At 68.1% G+C, this 16417-nt stretch carries 13 protein-coding genes; 1 reads left to right on the top strand and 12 read right to left on the bottom strand.

Translation table 11 applies throughout. The features are described 5' to 3' along the window. Positions 1–18 precede the first annotated feature (18 nt). From ACAW63_RS18665 to ACAW63_RS18645, 5 genes are read right to left on the bottom strand one after another with little or no spacing between them, the layout of a single operon-like run. Complete coding sequence (locus ACAW63_RS18665; RefSeq protein ID WP_371227600.1) at positions 19–645, bottom strand: nuclear transport factor 2 family protein; 627 nt, start codon at positions 643–645, stop codon at positions 19–21. A 21-nt stretch (positions 646–666) separates the two neighbouring features. Then, on the bottom strand, positions 667–1431 hold the full coding sequence (locus ACAW63_RS18660) for an SDR family NAD(P)-dependent oxidoreductase (protein ID WP_371227598.1): 765 nt from the start codon (positions 1429–1431) through the stop codon (positions 667–669). Positions 1432–1435: 4 nt separating this feature from the next. After that, positions 1436–2257, bottom strand: coding sequence for an SDR family NAD(P)-dependent oxidoreductase (locus tag ACAW63_RS18655; RefSeq protein ID WP_371227596.1), 822 nt, complete (start codon positions 2255–2257; stop codon positions 1436–1438). Positions 2258–2271: 14 nt separating this feature from the next. Further along, on the bottom strand, positions 2272–3099 hold the full coding sequence (locus ACAW63_RS18650; RefSeq protein WP_371227594.1) for an SDR family NAD(P)-dependent oxidoreductase: 828 nt from the start codon (positions 3097–3099) through the stop codon (positions 2272–2274). A gap of 14 nt (positions 3100–3113) precedes the next feature. Further along, a complete protein-coding gene (locus tag ACAW63_RS18645; protein ID WP_371227592.1) occupies positions 3114–4193 on the bottom strand; it encodes a Rieske 2Fe-2S domain-containing protein in 1080 nt (359 codons plus the stop codon). A 198-nt stretch (positions 4194–4391) separates the two neighbouring features. Here ACAW63_RS18645 and ACAW63_RS18640 point away from each other — a divergent pair, with 198 nt between their 5' ends. Next, positions 4392–5540 (top strand): helix-turn-helix transcriptional regulator, encoded by a 1149-nt coding sequence (locus ACAW63_RS18640; RefSeq protein WP_371227590.1) that lies wholly within the window; start codon positions 4392–4394, stop codon positions 5538–5540. A 249-nt stretch (positions 5541–5789) separates the two neighbouring features. Here the strand turns inward: ACAW63_RS18640 and ACAW63_RS18635 are convergent, their stop codons facing one another. The 7 genes from ACAW63_RS18635 to ACAW63_RS18605 form a co-directional block, all read right to left on the bottom strand. Next, positions 5790–8162, bottom strand: coding sequence for an RND family transporter (locus tag ACAW63_RS18635; protein WP_371227588.1), 2373 nt, complete (start codon positions 8160–8162; stop codon positions 5790–5792). Then, entirely contained in the window at positions 8162–9175 is a 1014-nt protein-coding gene (locus tag ACAW63_RS18630; RefSeq protein WP_371227586.1) for a WD40/YVTN/BNR-like repeat-containing protein, read from the bottom strand. Before ACAW63_RS18630 ends, ACAW63_RS18635 begins: the two co-directional genes overlap by 1 nt. A gap of 12 nt (positions 9176–9187) precedes the next feature. Beyond that, a complete protein-coding gene (locus ACAW63_RS18625) occupies positions 9188–10792 on the bottom strand; it encodes a DUF1302 domain-containing protein (protein WP_371227584.1) in 1605 nt (534 codons plus the stop codon). 142 nt (positions 10793–10934) lie between these two features. After that, on the bottom strand, positions 10935–12305 hold the full coding sequence (locus tag ACAW63_RS18620; RefSeq protein ID WP_371227582.1) for a DUF1329 domain-containing protein: 1371 nt from the start codon (positions 12303–12305) through the stop codon (positions 10935–10937). A gap of 67 nt (positions 12306–12372) precedes the next feature. Next, entirely contained in the window at positions 12373–13563 is a 1191-nt protein-coding gene (locus tag ACAW63_RS18615; protein ID WP_371227580.1) for a saccharopine dehydrogenase family protein, read from the bottom strand. Positions 13564–13640: 77 nt separating this feature from the next. Beyond that, positions 13641–15008 (bottom strand): NAD(P)/FAD-dependent oxidoreductase, encoded by a 1368-nt coding sequence (locus ACAW63_RS18610; protein ID WP_371227578.1) that lies wholly within the window; start codon positions 15006–15008, stop codon positions 13641–13643. A gap of 123 nt (positions 15009–15131) precedes the next feature. Then, positions 15132–16379, bottom strand: coding sequence for a helix-turn-helix transcriptional regulator (locus ACAW63_RS18605; protein ID WP_371227576.1), 1248 nt, complete (start codon positions 16377–16379; stop codon positions 15132–15134). Positions 16380–16417: the final 38 nt, after the last annotated feature.

Genomic DNA, 16417 nt, shown 5'->3' with positions numbered 1-16417 from the left:
GGGAGGAAGAGCCGGCCATCAGCGCACCTTGATCCGCGGCGCGCTGGAGCCCCGGCGCATGCTGTCGAGGAACTGCTCCAGCGGCGCCGGCGCCGCCACCTGCGGCAGGGCATCGTCGGGCTTGTTGTTCCAGAAGCTCTTCCAGGTCGGCCAGAGGTCGTGCCAGGAACCGTCATAGGGCTCGCGGCCCGGCCAGCGCATCTTCTTCTCGCCGATCGGCGGGCGGTTCAGGTCAGTGGCGTAGAGGTAGCACGGCAGGCGGCGGCGGAAGTACCAGCGCCCGTCGATGCGCTGGTAGTCGTCCCAGTAGAGCATCTGCATGATCACCCATTCCGGGCCGGCTTCATGCTCGTTCTTCGAATAGACCACGCCGCTGGCGTTGTCGGCATCACGGAACTCGATGATGTGCCCGCCGATATGGTGCGAGGTGGTGCTGAACTGCAGGCGCAGGGTGTCGTCCATCCAGGCCTTCAAGTGGGCGCGGCCGACCTGCTCCTTGCCGACCCGCACATCTTCCGGGAACAGCCCGACCCAGGCATCGAGATCGCGCATGTCCAGGGCCAGGGCGTACTTGGCCGGCAGCATGCGGATCTGCTCCAGCGATTCCAGGCGATCCAGGCGCTGCTCCAGGCTCATTTCATTCATCGGTTTCTCCATGGCCCGGGCTCAGCGCTGCGAGGAAATGTTGCCGCCGTCGACGACGATTTCCGCGGCATTGATGTAGCTGGCCTCGTCGGACAGCAGGAAGCGCACCACGCGCGCGACTTCATCCGGGCGGCCAAGGCGGCCGAGCAGGATTCGACGTTCGAACGCTCCGGGATTGGCCGCCACGATGGGCGCGACCATGGGCGTGAGGATCTGCCCCGGCGACACCGAGTTGACGCGGATGCCGTCGGCGCCAAGGGCGTCGGCCAGGGAGCGCAGCAGCGACAGCAGGCCGCCCTTGGAGGCGCTGTAGGACGGGATCAGGCCGTTGCCCAGGGTGGCGTTGATCGAGGCGATGCCGACTACCGAGGAGCCAGGGTTGGCGCGCAGGTCCGGCAGCATTTCCTGGACCAGCAGCGCCATGGCCCGCAGGTTCACGTCGAGCACACGGTTCCAGCGCTCCACGGTGAGCTGCTCGATACCGCTCTGGTCGACCATGCCGGCGGCATGCACCAGGCCGCCCGGCGCGCCCAGTGCCGTACGGGTCGCCAGCATGGCCGGCGCGATGGCCGTGGCGTCGCACAGGTCGATGCCCACCCCCACGCAGGCCACGCCAGAGGTCTCGCCCAGGCGCGTGGCGACTTCGGAGGCCTTCTCGGCCTGCAGGTCCCAGATGGCCACGGGGCGGCCGACGGCGGCGAGCGCCTCGGCGCAGGCCAGGCCGATGCCGGAAGCACCGCCGGTCACCACGACCGGGCTGGCGGGGGAATTGAGCTGGATATTCATCGGATCATGCCTCCTGGGCGGCCGCGCGGATTTCAGTCGAAGTCGCCGAGGTGTAGTCGGTGGCGCCCACGTTCAGTTCACAGGTCTTGCCGCCGTCCACCACCAGGCTCTGGCCGGTGATGTAGGAGGCCTCGTCGGAAGCCAGGAAGAGGATCGCGTTGGCCACCTCCTCCGGCTCGCCGATGCGCCCCAGCGGCACGGCGCGGGCGGTGCCCTCGGCCATCTGCGGATTGCGCATCGCCTCGCGGGTGCCTTCGCTCCAGACGATGCCGGGGATCACCACGTTGACGCGGATCCTCTGCATCGCCCCTTCAAGGGCCACCGCACGGCTGAAATTCAGTACGCCGGCCTTGGCCGCGCCGTACGCGCTCAGTCCGGGGCTACCGAGCAACCCGGCCACCGAACCGAGGTTGACGATGGAGCCGCCGCGCCCCTGCATGGCGCGAAACGCCGCGCGGGTGCCGAAGAAGGCCACGTCGAGGCTGCCGCGCAGGCACTTGTGCCACTCGGAGGTTTCCAGCCCCGAGAGCGTGCCCCAGGTGTAGTTCACGGCGTTGTTGACCATCACGTCGAGCCGTCCGAAGCGCTCCACGGTCGCCGCCACGGCGTTGTCCACCGAGGCCTCGTCGGTGACGTCGGCCTGCACCCAGTCGGCCTCGCCGCCCTGCGCGCGAATCTGCGCCACCACAAGTTCCAGCGGCTCGCGGCGACGGCCACAGACCATCACCCGTGCGCCCTGGGCGGCGAACAGCTGCGCCGCCGCCGCGCCAATGCCGGTACCGGCGCCGCTGATCAGCGCCACTTTGTCTTGCAGTCGTCCAGTCATCTGTTCAGGCCTCTTCAAAGCATCAACATGCCGCCGCTGGCGGCGAGGGTTTGTCCGGTGAAAGCGCTGGAGTCGTCGCTGGCGAGGAACAGGCAGGTCTGCGCGATCTCCTCCGGCTCCAGCATCCGTCCCAGCGGTATCGCGCGCTCCAGGGCCTGCGCCCATTCGCGGGAGATCGATTGCATCATCGGTGTGCGGGTCGGCCCCGGACACACCGTGTTGACGCGGATGCCGCGCGGCCCGAGGTCCCGCGCCAGGCACTTGGAGAAGCCGAGCAGCGCCGCCTTGGACGCGCAGTACGCCAGCGGCCCCTCGCCGGTCAGCGCCGACAGGCTGGCGATGTTGACGATCGAGCCGCGGCTGCTGCAGGCGATCATCAGGCGCACCGCCGCGCGGCTGCAGTGGAAGGCGCCGTCGAGGTTGATCTTGTGGATGCGCTGCCAGCCCTCATCGGTGAGGTCGACGATCATGTCGGTGAACACATCCGGCTCCTGCCCCGCGGCGAGTTGCGCAGTGCGCTCGCCCAGGCGTCGCTGGTAGTGCTCGAAGCCATCGCCCGGCACCTGGCCGAGACCGGCGTTGTTGACCAGCACGTCGAGCCGGCCGTAGCGCTCGCGCACCGCCGCGAACAGTCGTTCCACGGCCGCGCCGTCGGCGATGTCGCAGGCCGCCGCCATGCAGCGCTCGCCGCCCGTCAACGCCTGTCGGGCGTTTTCCGCCGCCGCGCCATCGATATCCGCCAGCACCACGCTGGCGCCCTGCTCGGCGAACAGGGCGGCGGTGGCGCGCCCCATGCCCGAGCCCGCGCCGGTCACCAGCGCGACTTTGTCCTTGAGTTTCATCGGCTGCCCTCCGCTCAGATCAGGTGCAGCTGGCTGCGCGCCTGCTCGGGCACTTCGTCGAGCTGGCGCCAGCCGCTGGCGTGACGCTCGAAGACCTTGAGGGTTGGCGCCGGCAGTGCGGCGACGTCGGTATAGAACTGCTCGTACCACTCGCGCAGCTGGTACACCGGGCCGTCGCCATCGCACAGCAGCGGCTTGTCGATCCGGCGCTTGCCATGCCAGATCTCCACGTCCTGGAAGAACGACTTGTGCGCCTGCTCGGCGTAGGCCTCGGCAATGGCCAGGTTCTGCTCCTCGGAGAGCCCCGGCTGCTTGCGCACCTTGACTGCGTAACGCAGCTCGAAGCTGTTCTGGTCTATCGGCACGTGGCAGTTGAGCAGCAGCGTGTCGATGGTCTGCCCGCCGGTTTGCGCGCTCATCCGGGTGACGTGGTAGGCCGGACCGAAGTAGGCGCTGTCGGCGCGCAGGCCGCTGCCGAGCAGCTCGCTCTCCTCGCCCTGGAACATCTGGTAGCCGACGTGGCCATCGAAGGTGTTGCAGAAGTAGCTGGCCGGCGAACCGTGCACCGGGCCGAAGTGTGCGAAGTCGGCGAGGTTGTCCACCAGCTCGCGGCAGTTGGTCTGGATCACCATCTTGCGCATGCGCCAGTCGGTCCACTCCCGCGAGAAGCAGGCCTCGATGCGCGGGATGCGCACCGCCGGATCGGGCGCGCCGCCCTCGGCGTCGTGCCAGACGAACAGCAGGCGGTTTTCCTCCAGGGTCGGCCACGCCTTGATCCGTGCGCGTGGCGGAATGCGCTGGCAGTAAGGGATGGCAGTGCACTTGCCGTCGGCGCCCCACTGCCAATGGTGGAACGGGCACACCACGTCGTTGCCGCGCACCTCGCCACCGCTGAGATCGGCGCCCATGTGCGGGCAGTAGCCGTCGAGGATGCGAATGGTGCCGTCCTCGCCGCGATAGGCGACCAGACGGGTGCCGAAGATGTCCAGGCGATGCGGTTTGCCGTCGGCATAGTCAGCGGCCAGACCCAGGCAGTGCCAGCCACGGGCGAAGCGTTGCGGGTAGAGTGCGGGCGCGTTGGTCGGCGATTCCATGCTGTTCTCCAGGCTGATGGATGTTGGGCCGAACTATCGAACAGCGCCCATCTGGCAACATCCCCGCCGAGGACTAGCCCACACGGGTGAGATGGCCCGCACGCCACCGCACATCCTCCATACGGACGATGCCCGCGGTGCCCGACCGCACCAGCCTTGGGGAGCCCATCAGAAGGCTCACCCAGTTGAGGGAAGAACATGCACGGCACCGATATTTCGCTGGACAGTCTGAGCGCCCTGATCGACCTGATCTACGAAGGCGCCACCGAAGCCCTGCCCTGGCAACAGAGCCTGGAACGCCTGCGCGAAGCCCTGGGCGCCAGCTACGCGACCCTGATCCTGCGCCCGGCGAAACCCGGCGCGCCGGGTTTCATGGTGAATGCCGGCGCGGTCTCGACCTGGGCCGTGGACGCTTACGAAGGCACCTTCTACGCCCTCGATCCCTTCATCGACCTACCCTCGGGCGAGGTCCATACGGTGACGGAAATCCTCGGTGAGGACGGTTGGCGCGAATCGGCCTTCTACCAGCAGTTCAACGCCCCGCTGGACATCTTTCACATCCTCGGCGCAGACATCCCCGGCCCCGACGGAGGCCAATGCCGCCTGCGCATCAGCCGCTCGCACGGGGCCCCGGCCTTCGATGCCGCCGACAAGGCGTTCTGCGCGCGCCTGCTTTCCCACCTGCAACGCGCCCTGAGGTTCTATGGACGGCTGGAACGCAGCGAGGTGGAGCGGCGCCTGTATGCCTCGGCCGTGGAGCGGATGCGCATCGGCACCCTGATCCTCGACGGCCACAAGCAGGTGCTCGAAAGCAATCAGGCCGCCCAGGAGCTGCTCGCGGCCGGCGACGGCCTGCAGGTGCTCGAAGGCTGCCTGCAAGCCAGCGTCGGCCGCGACAATCAGGCCCTGCAGCGGCTGATCAGCCAGGCCCAGCGGCAACGCCAAACCCACGGCCCGCAGGTGGCGGAAGCGATCATGCTGACGCGCCCTTCCGGCCGCCCGGCGCTGGGCGTGGTCGTACAGTGCCTGCCAGGCCGCGAGCCGGCGGAGGGTGGAGAAGCCCGAGTGGCGGTGTTCCTGCGCGATCCGGAACAGACCGCCAGCGTGCCGCAGCAGCCGTTGCGCCAGCTGTTCGGCTTCACCCCCACAGAGGCGGAGCTGGCGGCGCAACTGGCCAACGGGCTGTCGCTGGAGGATGCCTGCATGCGCATGAGCATCAGCCGCAACACCGCCAAGTCGCACCTGAGGGCGATCTTCGGCAAGGCCGGGGTCAACCGGCAGAGCGAACTGGCCTGCACGCTGCACGGCAGCGTTGCCTTTCTCTGCGGCAATCCGTCGGCCGGTTGAGACCCACCCCAGCCACGCAGCCCAAGGCGTAGCTGCGACCTCTTTCCTTTCGAGGCCGCAGAACGATCTGGGCCCGGCGAGCGATGCCGGGCCCAGGTGTATCGCCTGCATGAACAGAGGACCGGCTCGCACTGCCCGATCCCGAATAAAACCCCGGGAGGCGCCCCCCCGCAGGACGCGTGCTGCCGGCTGCCACACTCCCAAGCCCGACATCCTGCGGTCCTCGTTGCGCGCATCCCGGGAAACCCGTCAGCCGTCGAGCAGCTCGCCCTCGACCGGCAACACCGGCGCCTCGCGCTGGCCCACGTCGAGCCACACCGCCAGAGCCGGCAGAAGGAAGATCGCCCCCAGTACATTGACCAGGAACATGAAGGCCAGCAGCACGCCCATGTCGGCCTGGAACTTGAGCGCGGAGAAGGCCCAGGTGCCGACGCCGATGGACATGGTCACGGCGGTGAACGCAGCGGCGGTGCCCCGCTGGCGCAGCGCCTCGTAGAAGGCTTCGCGCAGGCTCCGGCCGTCATGCAGCTCGTGCTGCACCCGTTCGAACAGGTACACGCCGTAATCCACGCCGACCCCGACGCCCAGGGCGATCACCGGCAGCGTGGCGACCTTCAGGCCGATGCCGAGCAGGGCCATGAGCGCATTGCAGAGGATCGTCACCAGCATCAGCGGCACGGTCACGCAGAGCACGCCGCGCCAGGAGCGGAAGGTCACCCAGCAGAGCAGCGTGATGGCGACGAAGATCGACGCCAGCATCTGTACCTCGGCCTGCTCAACCGCCTCGTTGGTGGCCGCCGCCACCCCCGCATTGCCCCCGGCCAGGCGGAAGCGGATCAGCGGGCTGTGCTCGGCGGCGATGAAGCGCTGCACCTCCTCGGTGACGTGCTTGAGCGTCGAGCCCTGGTGGTCGTCGAGGTAGACCTGCACATTGATGGTGTGGCAACCCTCGCTGTTCATCCCCAGCTCCGGGTTGGCCGCGCCACCGCCGATCCGCAGGGCCGCCTCCGAGCGCTGCAGCGCCGCCCAGCGCGGGTTGGCCTCGTTGTTGCCGGCGACGTACAGCTTCACGCCGCCGGCCACACTGCGCACCGACTGCACGCCGGCGACACCGCGCAGGAAGAGGTCCAGACGCTCGACCGCGTTCATCACCTCCCAGTTCAGGCAGGCTTCCTCCAGGCCTGAGGTCTCGGCGTAGATGGACAGCACGTCCATGCTGATCGAGTAGCTGCCGACGATGGCTGCGTTGTCCTGGTTGTAGCGAGACTCGGCGCGCAGCTCCGGGGCACCGGCGCCGATGTCGCCGATGCGCAGAAGACGCGACTCATAGGTGCCGGCGACGAGCAGCACGAGCATTCCGGCCAGGCACAGCAGCGCCGGCTTGGGTTCGGCCAGGGCCGACAATGCCCACCAGACGCGCTGCCGCTGTCCTGCCGGCGCCCTGCGCGCGGCGCGCTCCAGTTGCAGGTGGGAGAGGATGATGGGCAGGAACATCTTGTTGGTCACCACCATCAGGCCCACGCCCAGGCATGCGGTAAGGCCCAGCTCGCGGACGATGGGAATGTCGATGAGCATGATCACCATGAAGCCCAGGGCGTTGGCCAGCAGCGCTACCGTCCCCGGAATCGCCAGCTTGCGGAAGGCCGCCTCGGCGGCCTCGCGCGGCGCGGCGCCGGCCAGTACGTCCTGCTTCCAGGCGTTGGTCATCTGTACCGCATGGGACACACCGATGGAGAAGATCAGGAACGGCACCAGCACCGACATCGGGTCGATGCCGTAGCCCAGCAGCGGCAGCAGCCCGAGCAGCCAGATCACCGGCAGCAGTGCTACGCAGATCGCCAGCAGGGTCAGCTTCAGCGAACGGCAGTAAAGCCACAGCAGCAGCGTGGTGATGATGAAGGCGATGGCGAAGAACGCCAGCACGCCGTTCAGGCCATCCATCACCTCACCCATGATCTTGGCGAAGCCGACGATGCGGATATCGACCTGCTCGCCGGCGTAGCGCGCGCGGATGCTTTCCAGGCGCTTGGCGACCGCCGCGTAGTCGAGCTTCCGCCCGGTCTGCGGGTCGACTTCCAGCAGGTCGGCCTGGACCATCGCCGAACGCAGGTCGTTGGCCACCAGCTGGCCGATCTCGCCGGACTTGGCGACGTTGGTGCGGATCTGCGCGAGCCCGGCCGCATCGGCGATGAAGCGCGACGGCACGACCACGTCGCCGGTGAAGCCGGCCTCGGTGACCTCGATGTAGCGCACGTTGGGGGTGAACAGCGAGCGCACCCGGCTGCGGTTCACGCCTGGGGTGAAGAACACCTCGTCGGTGACCTTGCGCAGCACCTCCAGGAACTCCCGGTTATAGATGTCGCCCGCCCCCTTCCAGTGCACGTCGACGAGGACGCGGTTGGCGCCGGAGAAGGTCGTACCGTGCTCGCGGAAGGCCGCCATGAACGAATGGCTGAGGGGGATCAGCTTGTTGAAGCCGGGGTCCAGGCGGGTGTGCAGCGCCGAGGCGCCCAGGCCCAGGGTGACCAGCACGAACAGCAGGCCCAGGACTTTGCGCCGGGCGATCAGGCCACGGGCCAGGGCGGCGACCAGGCGTTCGGTACGGGTGGGAGCAGCGGACATCAGCGAATCTCCTGTGACGAGGTGGACGCGGTCGTGCCGCTGGCGGCTTGGGTACGCGACGGCAGTGGCAGGCGACGCAGGCCGGCGTCGCTGGCCAGCAGCAACGCACCAGCGGAATCCACCAGCAGGTCGGTCAGGTTTTCCTGGCCGCCGTCGCGCAACACCTGGAACGACAGCCCCCCGTCGCGGCTGCCCAGCACCACGCCGCCCTGCCCTGCGAGCAGCAAGGTGCCGTCTGGGGCGAGCGCGCCGGCATAGAGGGATTCGGAAAGCGGCAGCCGCACCGGGCTCCAGTGCTCGCCACCATCGCTGCTGCGGAATACCTGGCCACGCATTCCATAGGCCACCCAGATATCGCCGCCCAGGCCCACCGCGCCGTACAGCGAGCCGCTGTAGAACGGCTCGATGAGCTGCCAGTGGCCACCGCCGTCCGTGGAGCGCAGCAGGCTGCCAGCCTCGCCGACGATCAGCCACTGGAGCCGGTCGGGCGACGCGGCGATGGCGTTGAGGTGCCAGTCGCCGGGCGCGCCGATGGATTGGCTCGCCCAGGTCTTGCCGCCGTCACCCGAGCGCAGTACGCGACCAAAGGCGCCGATCGCGAGCCAGTCGCCCGAGGGGAGCCGCGCGGCGTCCATCAGCGGTTGCCCATCGCTGTCGGTGAAGGCCGCCTCGCGCCAGTTGCGCCCGCCGTCCGTGCTGCGCAGGATCCAGCCCTCGTGGCCGAGGGCCAGACCCTGGCGGGCGTCGGCGAACACCAGGCGTGTGATCAGCGCCTGACGTTGTGGCGTCACGCTGGCGGCGTGCCAACTGACACCCTGGTCGGTGGAGAAACGTATCAGGCCGAGCTCGCCGGCCAGTACCAGCCCGGCGGCCGTGGACTTGATGCCGTCGATCCGCATGCGCTCCACCGGCACGTCCGTTGGCCGCAGCGAAGGCGCGCTGCGCGGGGAGAAGGCCAGCGCACCGGCCAACGCCAAAACCACGCAGGCCGCCAGTCCGAGAATCATCCTCATGGCAGACCCCACTCAGAAGCTGTACTTGGCGCTGATCGCCAGGTAGTCGCGGTCCGCTAGCGGACGCTTCTCGAGGTCCGCCGAGCCGAGGAAGCCGTTGTAGGTCAGGCCGAGTTCCAGGTTGTTCAGGTACTTGCCGGTGACGCCGACGCTCATGCGCTTGTCGCCCTCGCCCACCAGGCTGCCGAAGGCGCCGCCCACGGCGGCGGTGCCCTGCACCTGCTGGGCGAAGGTCAGCGGCAGGGTCATGTCCCAGCCGTCGATCACGTTGTTCCAGGACGGCGTCACCGAGAGCTGGTAGGCCCAGGCGCTGCGGTCCAGGCTCAGTTGGTCGAAGCTCTGGCCGTTGGAGAGATAGGAATCGACGTCGTTCACGTACAGGTAGCCCACCTCGGCGATGAAGGTGGTCTGGTCGGAGAACCAGCGCGGGCCGAGCAGGTAGATTCCGGACAACTGCGCCTGGGTGGCATCGGCACGGGTGGCGACCTGGCCCAGGTCGGAGTCCACCAGCACCGGCACGCCGTCCTTGTAGCTGACCTCGCCGGCCAGGTTCAGGTCACCCAGGCGCGTGGAGAAGCTCGCCCCGTAGAGGTTGATGTCGTCGAAGTAGATGATGTTGTAGTCGAGCGGGAAACCATCGGCGTAGTTCACCGCCACGTTGGGGTTCTTGTCGTGGTAGCGCAGGTAATACAGGCTCAGCTCGCTCTCGCCGCCCAGGCCGAAGCGCGTGCTCAGGCCCCACTGGCCGCTGTCGCGCGGCTTGTGGTCGGGCCCGCGGTGGATGTCGAAGCCGGGCGCAGCACGAATGAACTGGGCGCCGGGGCCGACCACGTCGGTGTAGGAGAAGTAGGTGCCGACCGGGTCGAGTTCGTTGGCCTTGTACTCGTACTGGTAGTAGGCCGCCACGCCGAAGCTGGGCGTCAGTTGCCACTGCGCCGAGGCCTGGCCGACCGGTAGGAGAATGTCCTTGACCTCAACACCGGGCACGTTGGCCTTGGTCGCGTCCACCGGAGACTGCGCCGCGGCGATGTTGGGGAAGAACAGGCTCTCGCCCCACTGCACGACCTGACGCCCGAGGCGCAGGTTGAGCATCGACTCGTCGCTGGTCTGGAAGCTGCCGTAGACGTAGGAATCGAGGAAACGACTGCGGCTGCCGGACAGGTTGCGCGCCTGGGAGGTGAAGTGATCGTAGGCGCCGCTCTTGTTTACCGTGTCCGGCGAGTCGTTGTCGTTGGAGCGGTTGTAGACATCGTCGTAGAAACTGCTGGCGCGGACGAAGGCACCGTAGTTGCGGTATCTGATGTCCATCTCACCGAGCATCGAGAAGCGGTTGTTGATCAGGCTGCCCTTCTTGAAGTTGCGATCGCCGTCATCGGAGTTGACCGTGCTCGACAGACCGCTCTGCGGATCGACCGGGCCGTTGACCAGGGCCTGGGAGGGATCGCGCAGCCGGTAGGCCAGACCGTAGTTGAGGGTCAGGGTGTAATCGACGGCCACTTCCGAACCCAGGTCAAAGCTGCCGGCCTGGGCCGGGAGCATCGGCGGCAGCAGGCACAGGCCGAGCAGCCACGGGTGGACGACGGCGCCACGCGGCGCCCTGTTCGCGAGATACGGCATGGGGAATCTCCTGTTCGTCGGCGCGCCACTGTCTGTCGGGCGCGCAGCGGCGACCCGCGCGCACGGCCAGGGCCGGGGCGCGAGCAGCAGCGATGAAGTTGAGTTGAAGGCGGACGCGTCGGCGCGGCGCAGCCGCGGGGGCTCAGTGACCGGCCTGGCGCAACATGTCGGTGGTGAACATGAAGGGTTTCAGGCGGTCACCGCCGATCTGCGCGGGGTTGCCCTCGTTGGTCAGGCGGTCGGCCAGGTAGGCGCCGGAAACCAGGTCGTGGTAGACCGTGACGCCCGCGTGGAACACCCGCGCGCCATAGGCGTAGAAGGTGTTCATGAAGTTGGTCCGCCACAGCTCGCCATGGGCGTCGTAGTTGTCGGCCATGATGGCGTTCCAGGTGTCCTCGTCGATGTACAGCACGCGCTTGGCGTACTGGTGGCGATAGCCTTCCTTGAGCGTGGCCTCCAGCACCCAGACCCGGTGCAGTTCGTAGCGCATGTACGTCGGATCGATGCTGCCGTTCTTGAGCAGATCGGCGTACTTGATGTCCGCCTGCTCAAGGCGGTAGCCGTTGTAGGGGACATACAGCTCGCGCTTGCCGACCAGCTTCCAGTTGTAGCGCTCGGGCGAACCGTTGAAGAGGCGGTCGTCGTCGATGGTGCGGAAGCCGCCGACACCCAGCGGGATGTCGAAACCGTAACCCGGCGCCTGGCGCACGCGCCGCGTGCCGGGGTTGTACTGCCAGCTGGTCTGGGCATTACGCGCTTCGTTGAAGTAGGTGTAGGTCAGCGACACCTCGCCCTTCTGCCGGTCAGGCTTGAGGGTGGTCACCCGCGAGTAGGCGAAGATGCCCTCGGTGGGCTGGCCGGCGAATTCCGGTCCACTGGTCTGGTCGAGGATCTCGAAGTGCAGGCGGCCCCAGGCGACCTTGCCATCGGGGTAGACCACGGCCTGGTCGTATATCCCGTCCTCCTGGCTCGGATAGGCCGGCAGCAGGATGTTGCGCATCAGCTCGTCGCCACTCTTCGGGATCGGGAACGGCGTGCCGTTGCGCACCGCGCGCTCGCCCATGTTGCCGTCTTCCAGTTCCGCCGTGGCGGCGTTCTTGCGGGTCATCTCGCAGCGCTGGTCGTCGTAGCGGAAGTCGCGGTGGCTGGGGTAGACCGGGATGGCGAAGGTCTGCGGGTACTTGCGCAGCAGGGCCTTCTGCCCGTCGGACAGCCGCGCCTCGTACTGCGCCATGTTCTGCGCGGTGATGGTGTACAGCGGCTTTTCGCCGGCGTAGGGGTCGGGGTGGCGGCTGCCCAGGCCCTCGAACTTCACGCCCGGCGGGGTGCCCAGCCACTTGCCGGCGAACGGCGGGATGCTGCCGTCGGCGTTGCCGGCCTTCTCTGCGCCAATACAAGTCAGGTCGTTGCCGAGCCTTTCCACTTCGGCGGGGCTGACCGCGGCAAAGGCGATTTCACTGCCCAGCATCAGCGCTGCCGCCAGGGGCAGCGCGCCAAGAATTCGGTGTTTCATGCTTCTGTCCTCTGCAAAGGCCCGACTGCGCTGGGCGCTCGGCCTTGTCGTCATCCTCGGGTGGCGATCAGGCGTGGAGATCGCGCCGTACCCGGGTTTCGCTGGAGATGAAGGTCGCGCCGGTCTCGTCTGCGAAGGCGCGCACGTAGGCTTCGGCGTCCACGCAGCTTTCCGGCGCCAGCAGGCCCTTACCGACGATCAGGCCGTCCAGGTACGCCTCGATGAACAAGCGCGCGCAGGTCGGGGTCGGGTCGGCCGTGGTGTCGTCGGTCTCCTCCACCGGTAGTTCCAGGTGCTGCTCCACGACGCAGCAGACCTCGGCGCCATCGCGCAGGCCGCGGACCTCCACGCGCATGGCCACCGCCCAGGGCTCGCCGGACAGGTCGACGCAGAGTTTCTGGCGCGCCGCTTCGCTGGACAGATGCTGGGTGAGGAACTTGAGCGGCGAGATGCCCAGCGCCTCGATCTTGTCCGGGCTGCCCAGGCCGAGATCGATCATCGATTGCCAGATCTTCGAGCCGGCCTCGGGGAAGAAGCCGATGCGGTTGGTGACCTGCTGCAGCCCAGGGATGCAGTGCGGCAGGGTGACGGTTTCGCCATGGCCGATGAAGTACGCCGGGTAGTGCTTGAACGGCGCCGCGTAAGGCACCTCCAGGCGGCCGCCCCACCCGGGCATCTTGCGGTAGTCACCGTCGACGAACTGCAACACCTCTCCACAGGTGATGTGCATCATGTGGTCGATCACCGCCGGCGACAGCAGGTCGGGCACGAAGGGCACGGCGGTGGCCAGGTGGATCTCCTGGGCGCTGTCCAGGCGGTCGACCAGCATCCGCGCGATCACGTTGCTCAGGCCGGGCGTCGAGCCGCAGCCGAGCACCAGGCGTATCCCCGCTTCCAGCGCACGCTGGTGGTAGGTCGGGTCGAGGTAGAGTGCTTCGGCGACATCGTGGTCGTCGTTGATGTCGATGTAATCGACGCGGGCCCGCAGGGCTGCCTCGATCACCGGCACGGCGCTGCGGTAGAACGGGCCGACCGCGTTGAATACCAGGTCGACGCCATCGAGCAACGCATCCAGGCACGCCGGATCGAGCACGTCGGCGCGGGCGGCATTGACGTTCGGCCCCAGGTCGGCGGCGAGTTTCCGGGCGACTTCAAGGTTCAGGTCGGCCACCAGGTAGTCCACCGAAGGGTGGCGCGGCACCAGCTGGCGCGCGACGTTGGCTCCGACATTCCCACATCCCAACAGCAGGATCTTCATGCTTACCTCTCATTGTGCTTCTTGTTTTTGTGTAAAGCGGTAATCACCCCGGAAGCGACCCTCGCGGACCGCACCGCTCAGACCAGGTCCAGGCGGTCGGCCAGCCTGGCCGCGGGGATCAGCACGCGGCGGATCTTGCTTTCGAAGCGCCCCGGCAGGCGCACCGCCCGGGGCTGTTCCAGGGGTAACAGGGCATCGTCCGGACGGTCGGCCGCCAGTGCACGAGCCAGGTCCATGCCCAGCAGCGGCCCCATGAGGTTCCCCCAGGAGCCCAGGTTCATCAGCGCCAGCACGCCCTGCTCCACCTGGTAGAGCTTCGGGTAGGCGGCGTCGTAGGTGGACGAGGAGTTGGCGGTCATCCCGGTCCAGTAGGACTCAAGCTCGATGGGCGAATCGCCCAAGCCCGGATAGGTACGCCGCAGGTAACGCAGGAAATCGGCGAAATGCACCTCGGCGCATTGCGCCTGGCGGTGCCGCGGGATGGTCGCGGTGATCAGCCGGCCGCGGCCGTCGATGACCAGCGGATAGAGGCCGGCGGGGTACTGCATGAGCGTGACCCGGGCCGGGTTGATGGCATCGAGCACCGCCGTCGGCAGCGGCCGCGTGGCCATGCCGCAGGCGACCAGGGGGAACTGCGTCCGCGCCAGCTCCGGGAAGAACGCATTGCCGGCATGACCGCTGGTACACAGCACCACGCGCGCCGCCCGCACGCTACCGGTGGCGGTGCGCACTCGCCAGCCGCCACCGTCACGCTCGCAGGCCAGCACGCAGGAGTTGCCATAGACCGAGGCGCCGGCGCGCACGGCGGCCGCCGCCATGCCCTGGGTGAAAAGGTAGGGATTGACCCGCCCGCCTTCGCGCCAGTGCAGGCCCTGGGCGTAGAGGCTGGTGCCGAGCATTTCCCGCACGTGCGCTCCGCCGACCAGTTCAACGTCGTAGCCCAACTCCTTCCATTGCTTGGCCTGGCGCTCCAGCGCGGCATGGGGCCGGCGCGCCACTTCGAGCAGGCCGCAGGGTTCCGCGTCCGCCGCAAGGCCAAGCCTGCGGCTGAGTTCGAAGACGATATTGCGTTGTTCGATGAAGGTGTCGAGGAAGCGCTGCCCGTTGTCACCGTGGGCCCGCAGCGGCTCGAAGGAGCTCAGGTAGGGTTGCACGTGCCCGGCATTGCGTCCGGAGGCGCCGCTGGCCGGCTGATCGGCCTCCAGCAGCACGGTGCGTACGCCGCGCTCGGCCAGGTGCAGGGTGAGGGAGGTCCCCGCCAGGCCCGCGCCGACCACCACCACGTCGGCTTCCAGCTCGCCTTCCAGCGCCGCATAGACCGGCGCCGGTTGCGCCGCCGGCCAGCCACTGAAGCGGATCGGTACCACGCCGGCCTCGTAGGCCTGGGCGATGGGAAATTGCGGAACCGGTCCGCATACGGCTTGCCGATCGATGACTGCGCTCACGGGCGACTCCCAGGTATGCGCCGCCGGCCGAGATGGCCGGGGCGGCTCCAGTGGGATCGATCCTAGAGAGAGCGGGAAACACCGCTCCAGTACCAACTGGTACTGGGAATGCAGATTCCCGGGTCAGCGCAGCAAGGCAACGCTGCGGCACATGAGGCGCACCAGGTCCGTTTGCCCCTTGATGCCGAGCTTGGCGTAGATGTTCTTCGAGTAGTTGCGCGCGGCGGCTACCGCGATGTTCATCTGCCCGGCCGCTTCGCTGATGGTCTGCCCGGCGCCCAGCCAGGCCGCCAGGCGCGCCTCCTGTCGGGTCAGGCCGAAGAGCTGGGCGATCAGCTCGGGCGAATGCTCGCGCGGCGCCTGCACGACGGCCTCGCACTGGGACAGTTCGCAGAGATGGAGGATCAGGCTGGGCACCTGTTCGCCCTGGTAGTACGGCTCCGGCGGAACCGGCTCGACCAGGATACCCAGCAGCATCCCGTCTCGCGTCCGCAGTCGGACCAGTTCGCCGGGACAGGCGGCATGGGCCTCCATACGCGCCCGCATGACCTTGGCGATTGCGCCCTCCAGCGCCTGCTGCACGCCGCGTTCCTCGGCCAGCAGACGTCCCTGGCGAACCTCGATGCCGACCTGGCGATCGATGATCGAGCGTGCCGTGCGGTTCACGCAAAGCACCCGGGTGTTGCCGTCGAGCAACAGGCAGCCGAGCGCCATGTGGTCGAGGCTGCCCTCATACACCGCCTTCTCGGCCTCCTCGCGCTTGAGCCGGGCGTACAGCCCCAGCGCCCGCGACAGGTGCGGCAGCACGTCCAGCAGCAGCGCGCGCTCCGCCTCCACGAAGGCCTGCCCGGACACCCGCAGGCCGCGCACCACGTCGATCCAGCAGCGCATGCCGCCGGGCTCGGCGAAACAACTGCGCAGGCAACGCCCGATGCCCAGCGAGGCCATGTAGGCGGCGCAGTCCGGCTCCACGTCCCGCGGCCCGAACTCGATCAGCGTGCCGGGCGCCACTGTTTCCGGACGCAGCAGATCGATGTGCCAGAAGCGCTCGCGGGAGTCCCGTTCGGCGCGATCCCAGTCGGTGCGGTCATGGGCGTCCAGGGCCATCACCTGGATGTCCCTGGGCTGGTCCTCGTGGTGATACAGGGTGATGGTCACGTTGAAGGCGCCGAGCAACTGGCGCAAGCGCTCGGCCAGGGAGAACCAGGGCCGGGCTTCGCTGAGCCCTTCGTAGGCCAGGCCGATCAGCTCGGAGAGCGCCTGTGCGGGGTTCCAGGCCGGCGTTCTCGCGAACTGGACGCTGCTTAACAGGACACTGCCAGCCTCGTCAGCGCGGCCCTGCCCCCTGACCGCCGAATACTCAGCGCCCATGGACTTGCCACCCTGGCAGCACCTGGCCTGCGACCACG

The organism is Pseudomonas sp. QE6 (genome assembly GCF_041379005.1).
Taxonomy (GTDB): Bacteria; Pseudomonadota; Gammaproteobacteria; order Pseudomonadales; family Pseudomonadaceae; genus Pseudomonas.
This window is presented reverse-complemented; position numbering and strand designations above follow the sequence as displayed.

Excerpts from the sequence above, each read along its gene's own strand:
- ACAW63_RS18665 (WP_371227600.1), bottom strand. The coding sequence starts at position 645 with ATGAATGAAATGAGCCTGGAGCAGCGCCTGGATCGCCTGGAATCGCTG.
- ACAW63_RS18660 (WP_371227598.1), bottom strand. The coding sequence starts at position 1,431 with ATGAATATCCAGCTCAATTCCCCCGCCAGCCCGGTCGTGGTGACCGGC.
- ACAW63_RS18655 (WP_371227596.1), bottom strand. The coding sequence starts at position 2,257 with ATGACTGGACGACTGCAAGACAAAGTGGCGCTGATCAGCGGCGCCGGT.
- ACAW63_RS18650 (WP_371227594.1), bottom strand. The coding sequence starts at position 3,099 with ATGAAACTCAAGGACAAAGTCGCGCTGGTGACCGGCGCGGGCTCGGGC.
- ACAW63_RS18645 (WP_371227592.1), bottom strand. The coding sequence starts at position 4,193 with ATGGAATCGCCGACCAACGCGCCCGCACTCTACCCGCAACGCTTCGCC.
- ACAW63_RS18640 (WP_371227590.1), top strand. The coding sequence starts at position 4,392 with ATGCACGGCACCGATATTTCGCTGGACAGTCTGAGCGCCCTGATCGAC.
- ACAW63_RS18635 (WP_371227588.1), bottom strand. The coding sequence starts at position 8,162 with ATGTCCGCTGCTCCCACCCGTACCGAACGCCTGGTCGCCGCCCTGGCC.
- ACAW63_RS18630 (WP_371227586.1), bottom strand. The coding sequence starts at position 9,175 with ATGAGGATGATTCTCGGACTGGCGGCCTGCGTGGTTTTGGCGTTGGCC.
- ACAW63_RS18625 (WP_371227584.1), bottom strand. The coding sequence starts at position 10,792 with ATGCCGTATCTCGCGAACAGGGCGCCGCGTGGCGCCGTCGTCCACCCG.
- ACAW63_RS18620 (WP_371227582.1), bottom strand. The coding sequence starts at position 12,305 with ATGAAACACCGAATTCTTGGCGCGCTGCCCCTGGCGGCAGCGCTGATG.
- ACAW63_RS18615 (WP_371227580.1), bottom strand. The coding sequence starts at position 13,563 with ATGAAGATCCTGCTGTTGGGATGTGGGAATGTCGGAGCCAACGTCGCG.
- ACAW63_RS18605 (WP_371227576.1), bottom strand. The coding sequence starts at position 16,379 with ATGGGCGCTGAGTATTCGGCGGTCAGGGGGCAGGGCCGCGCTGACGAG.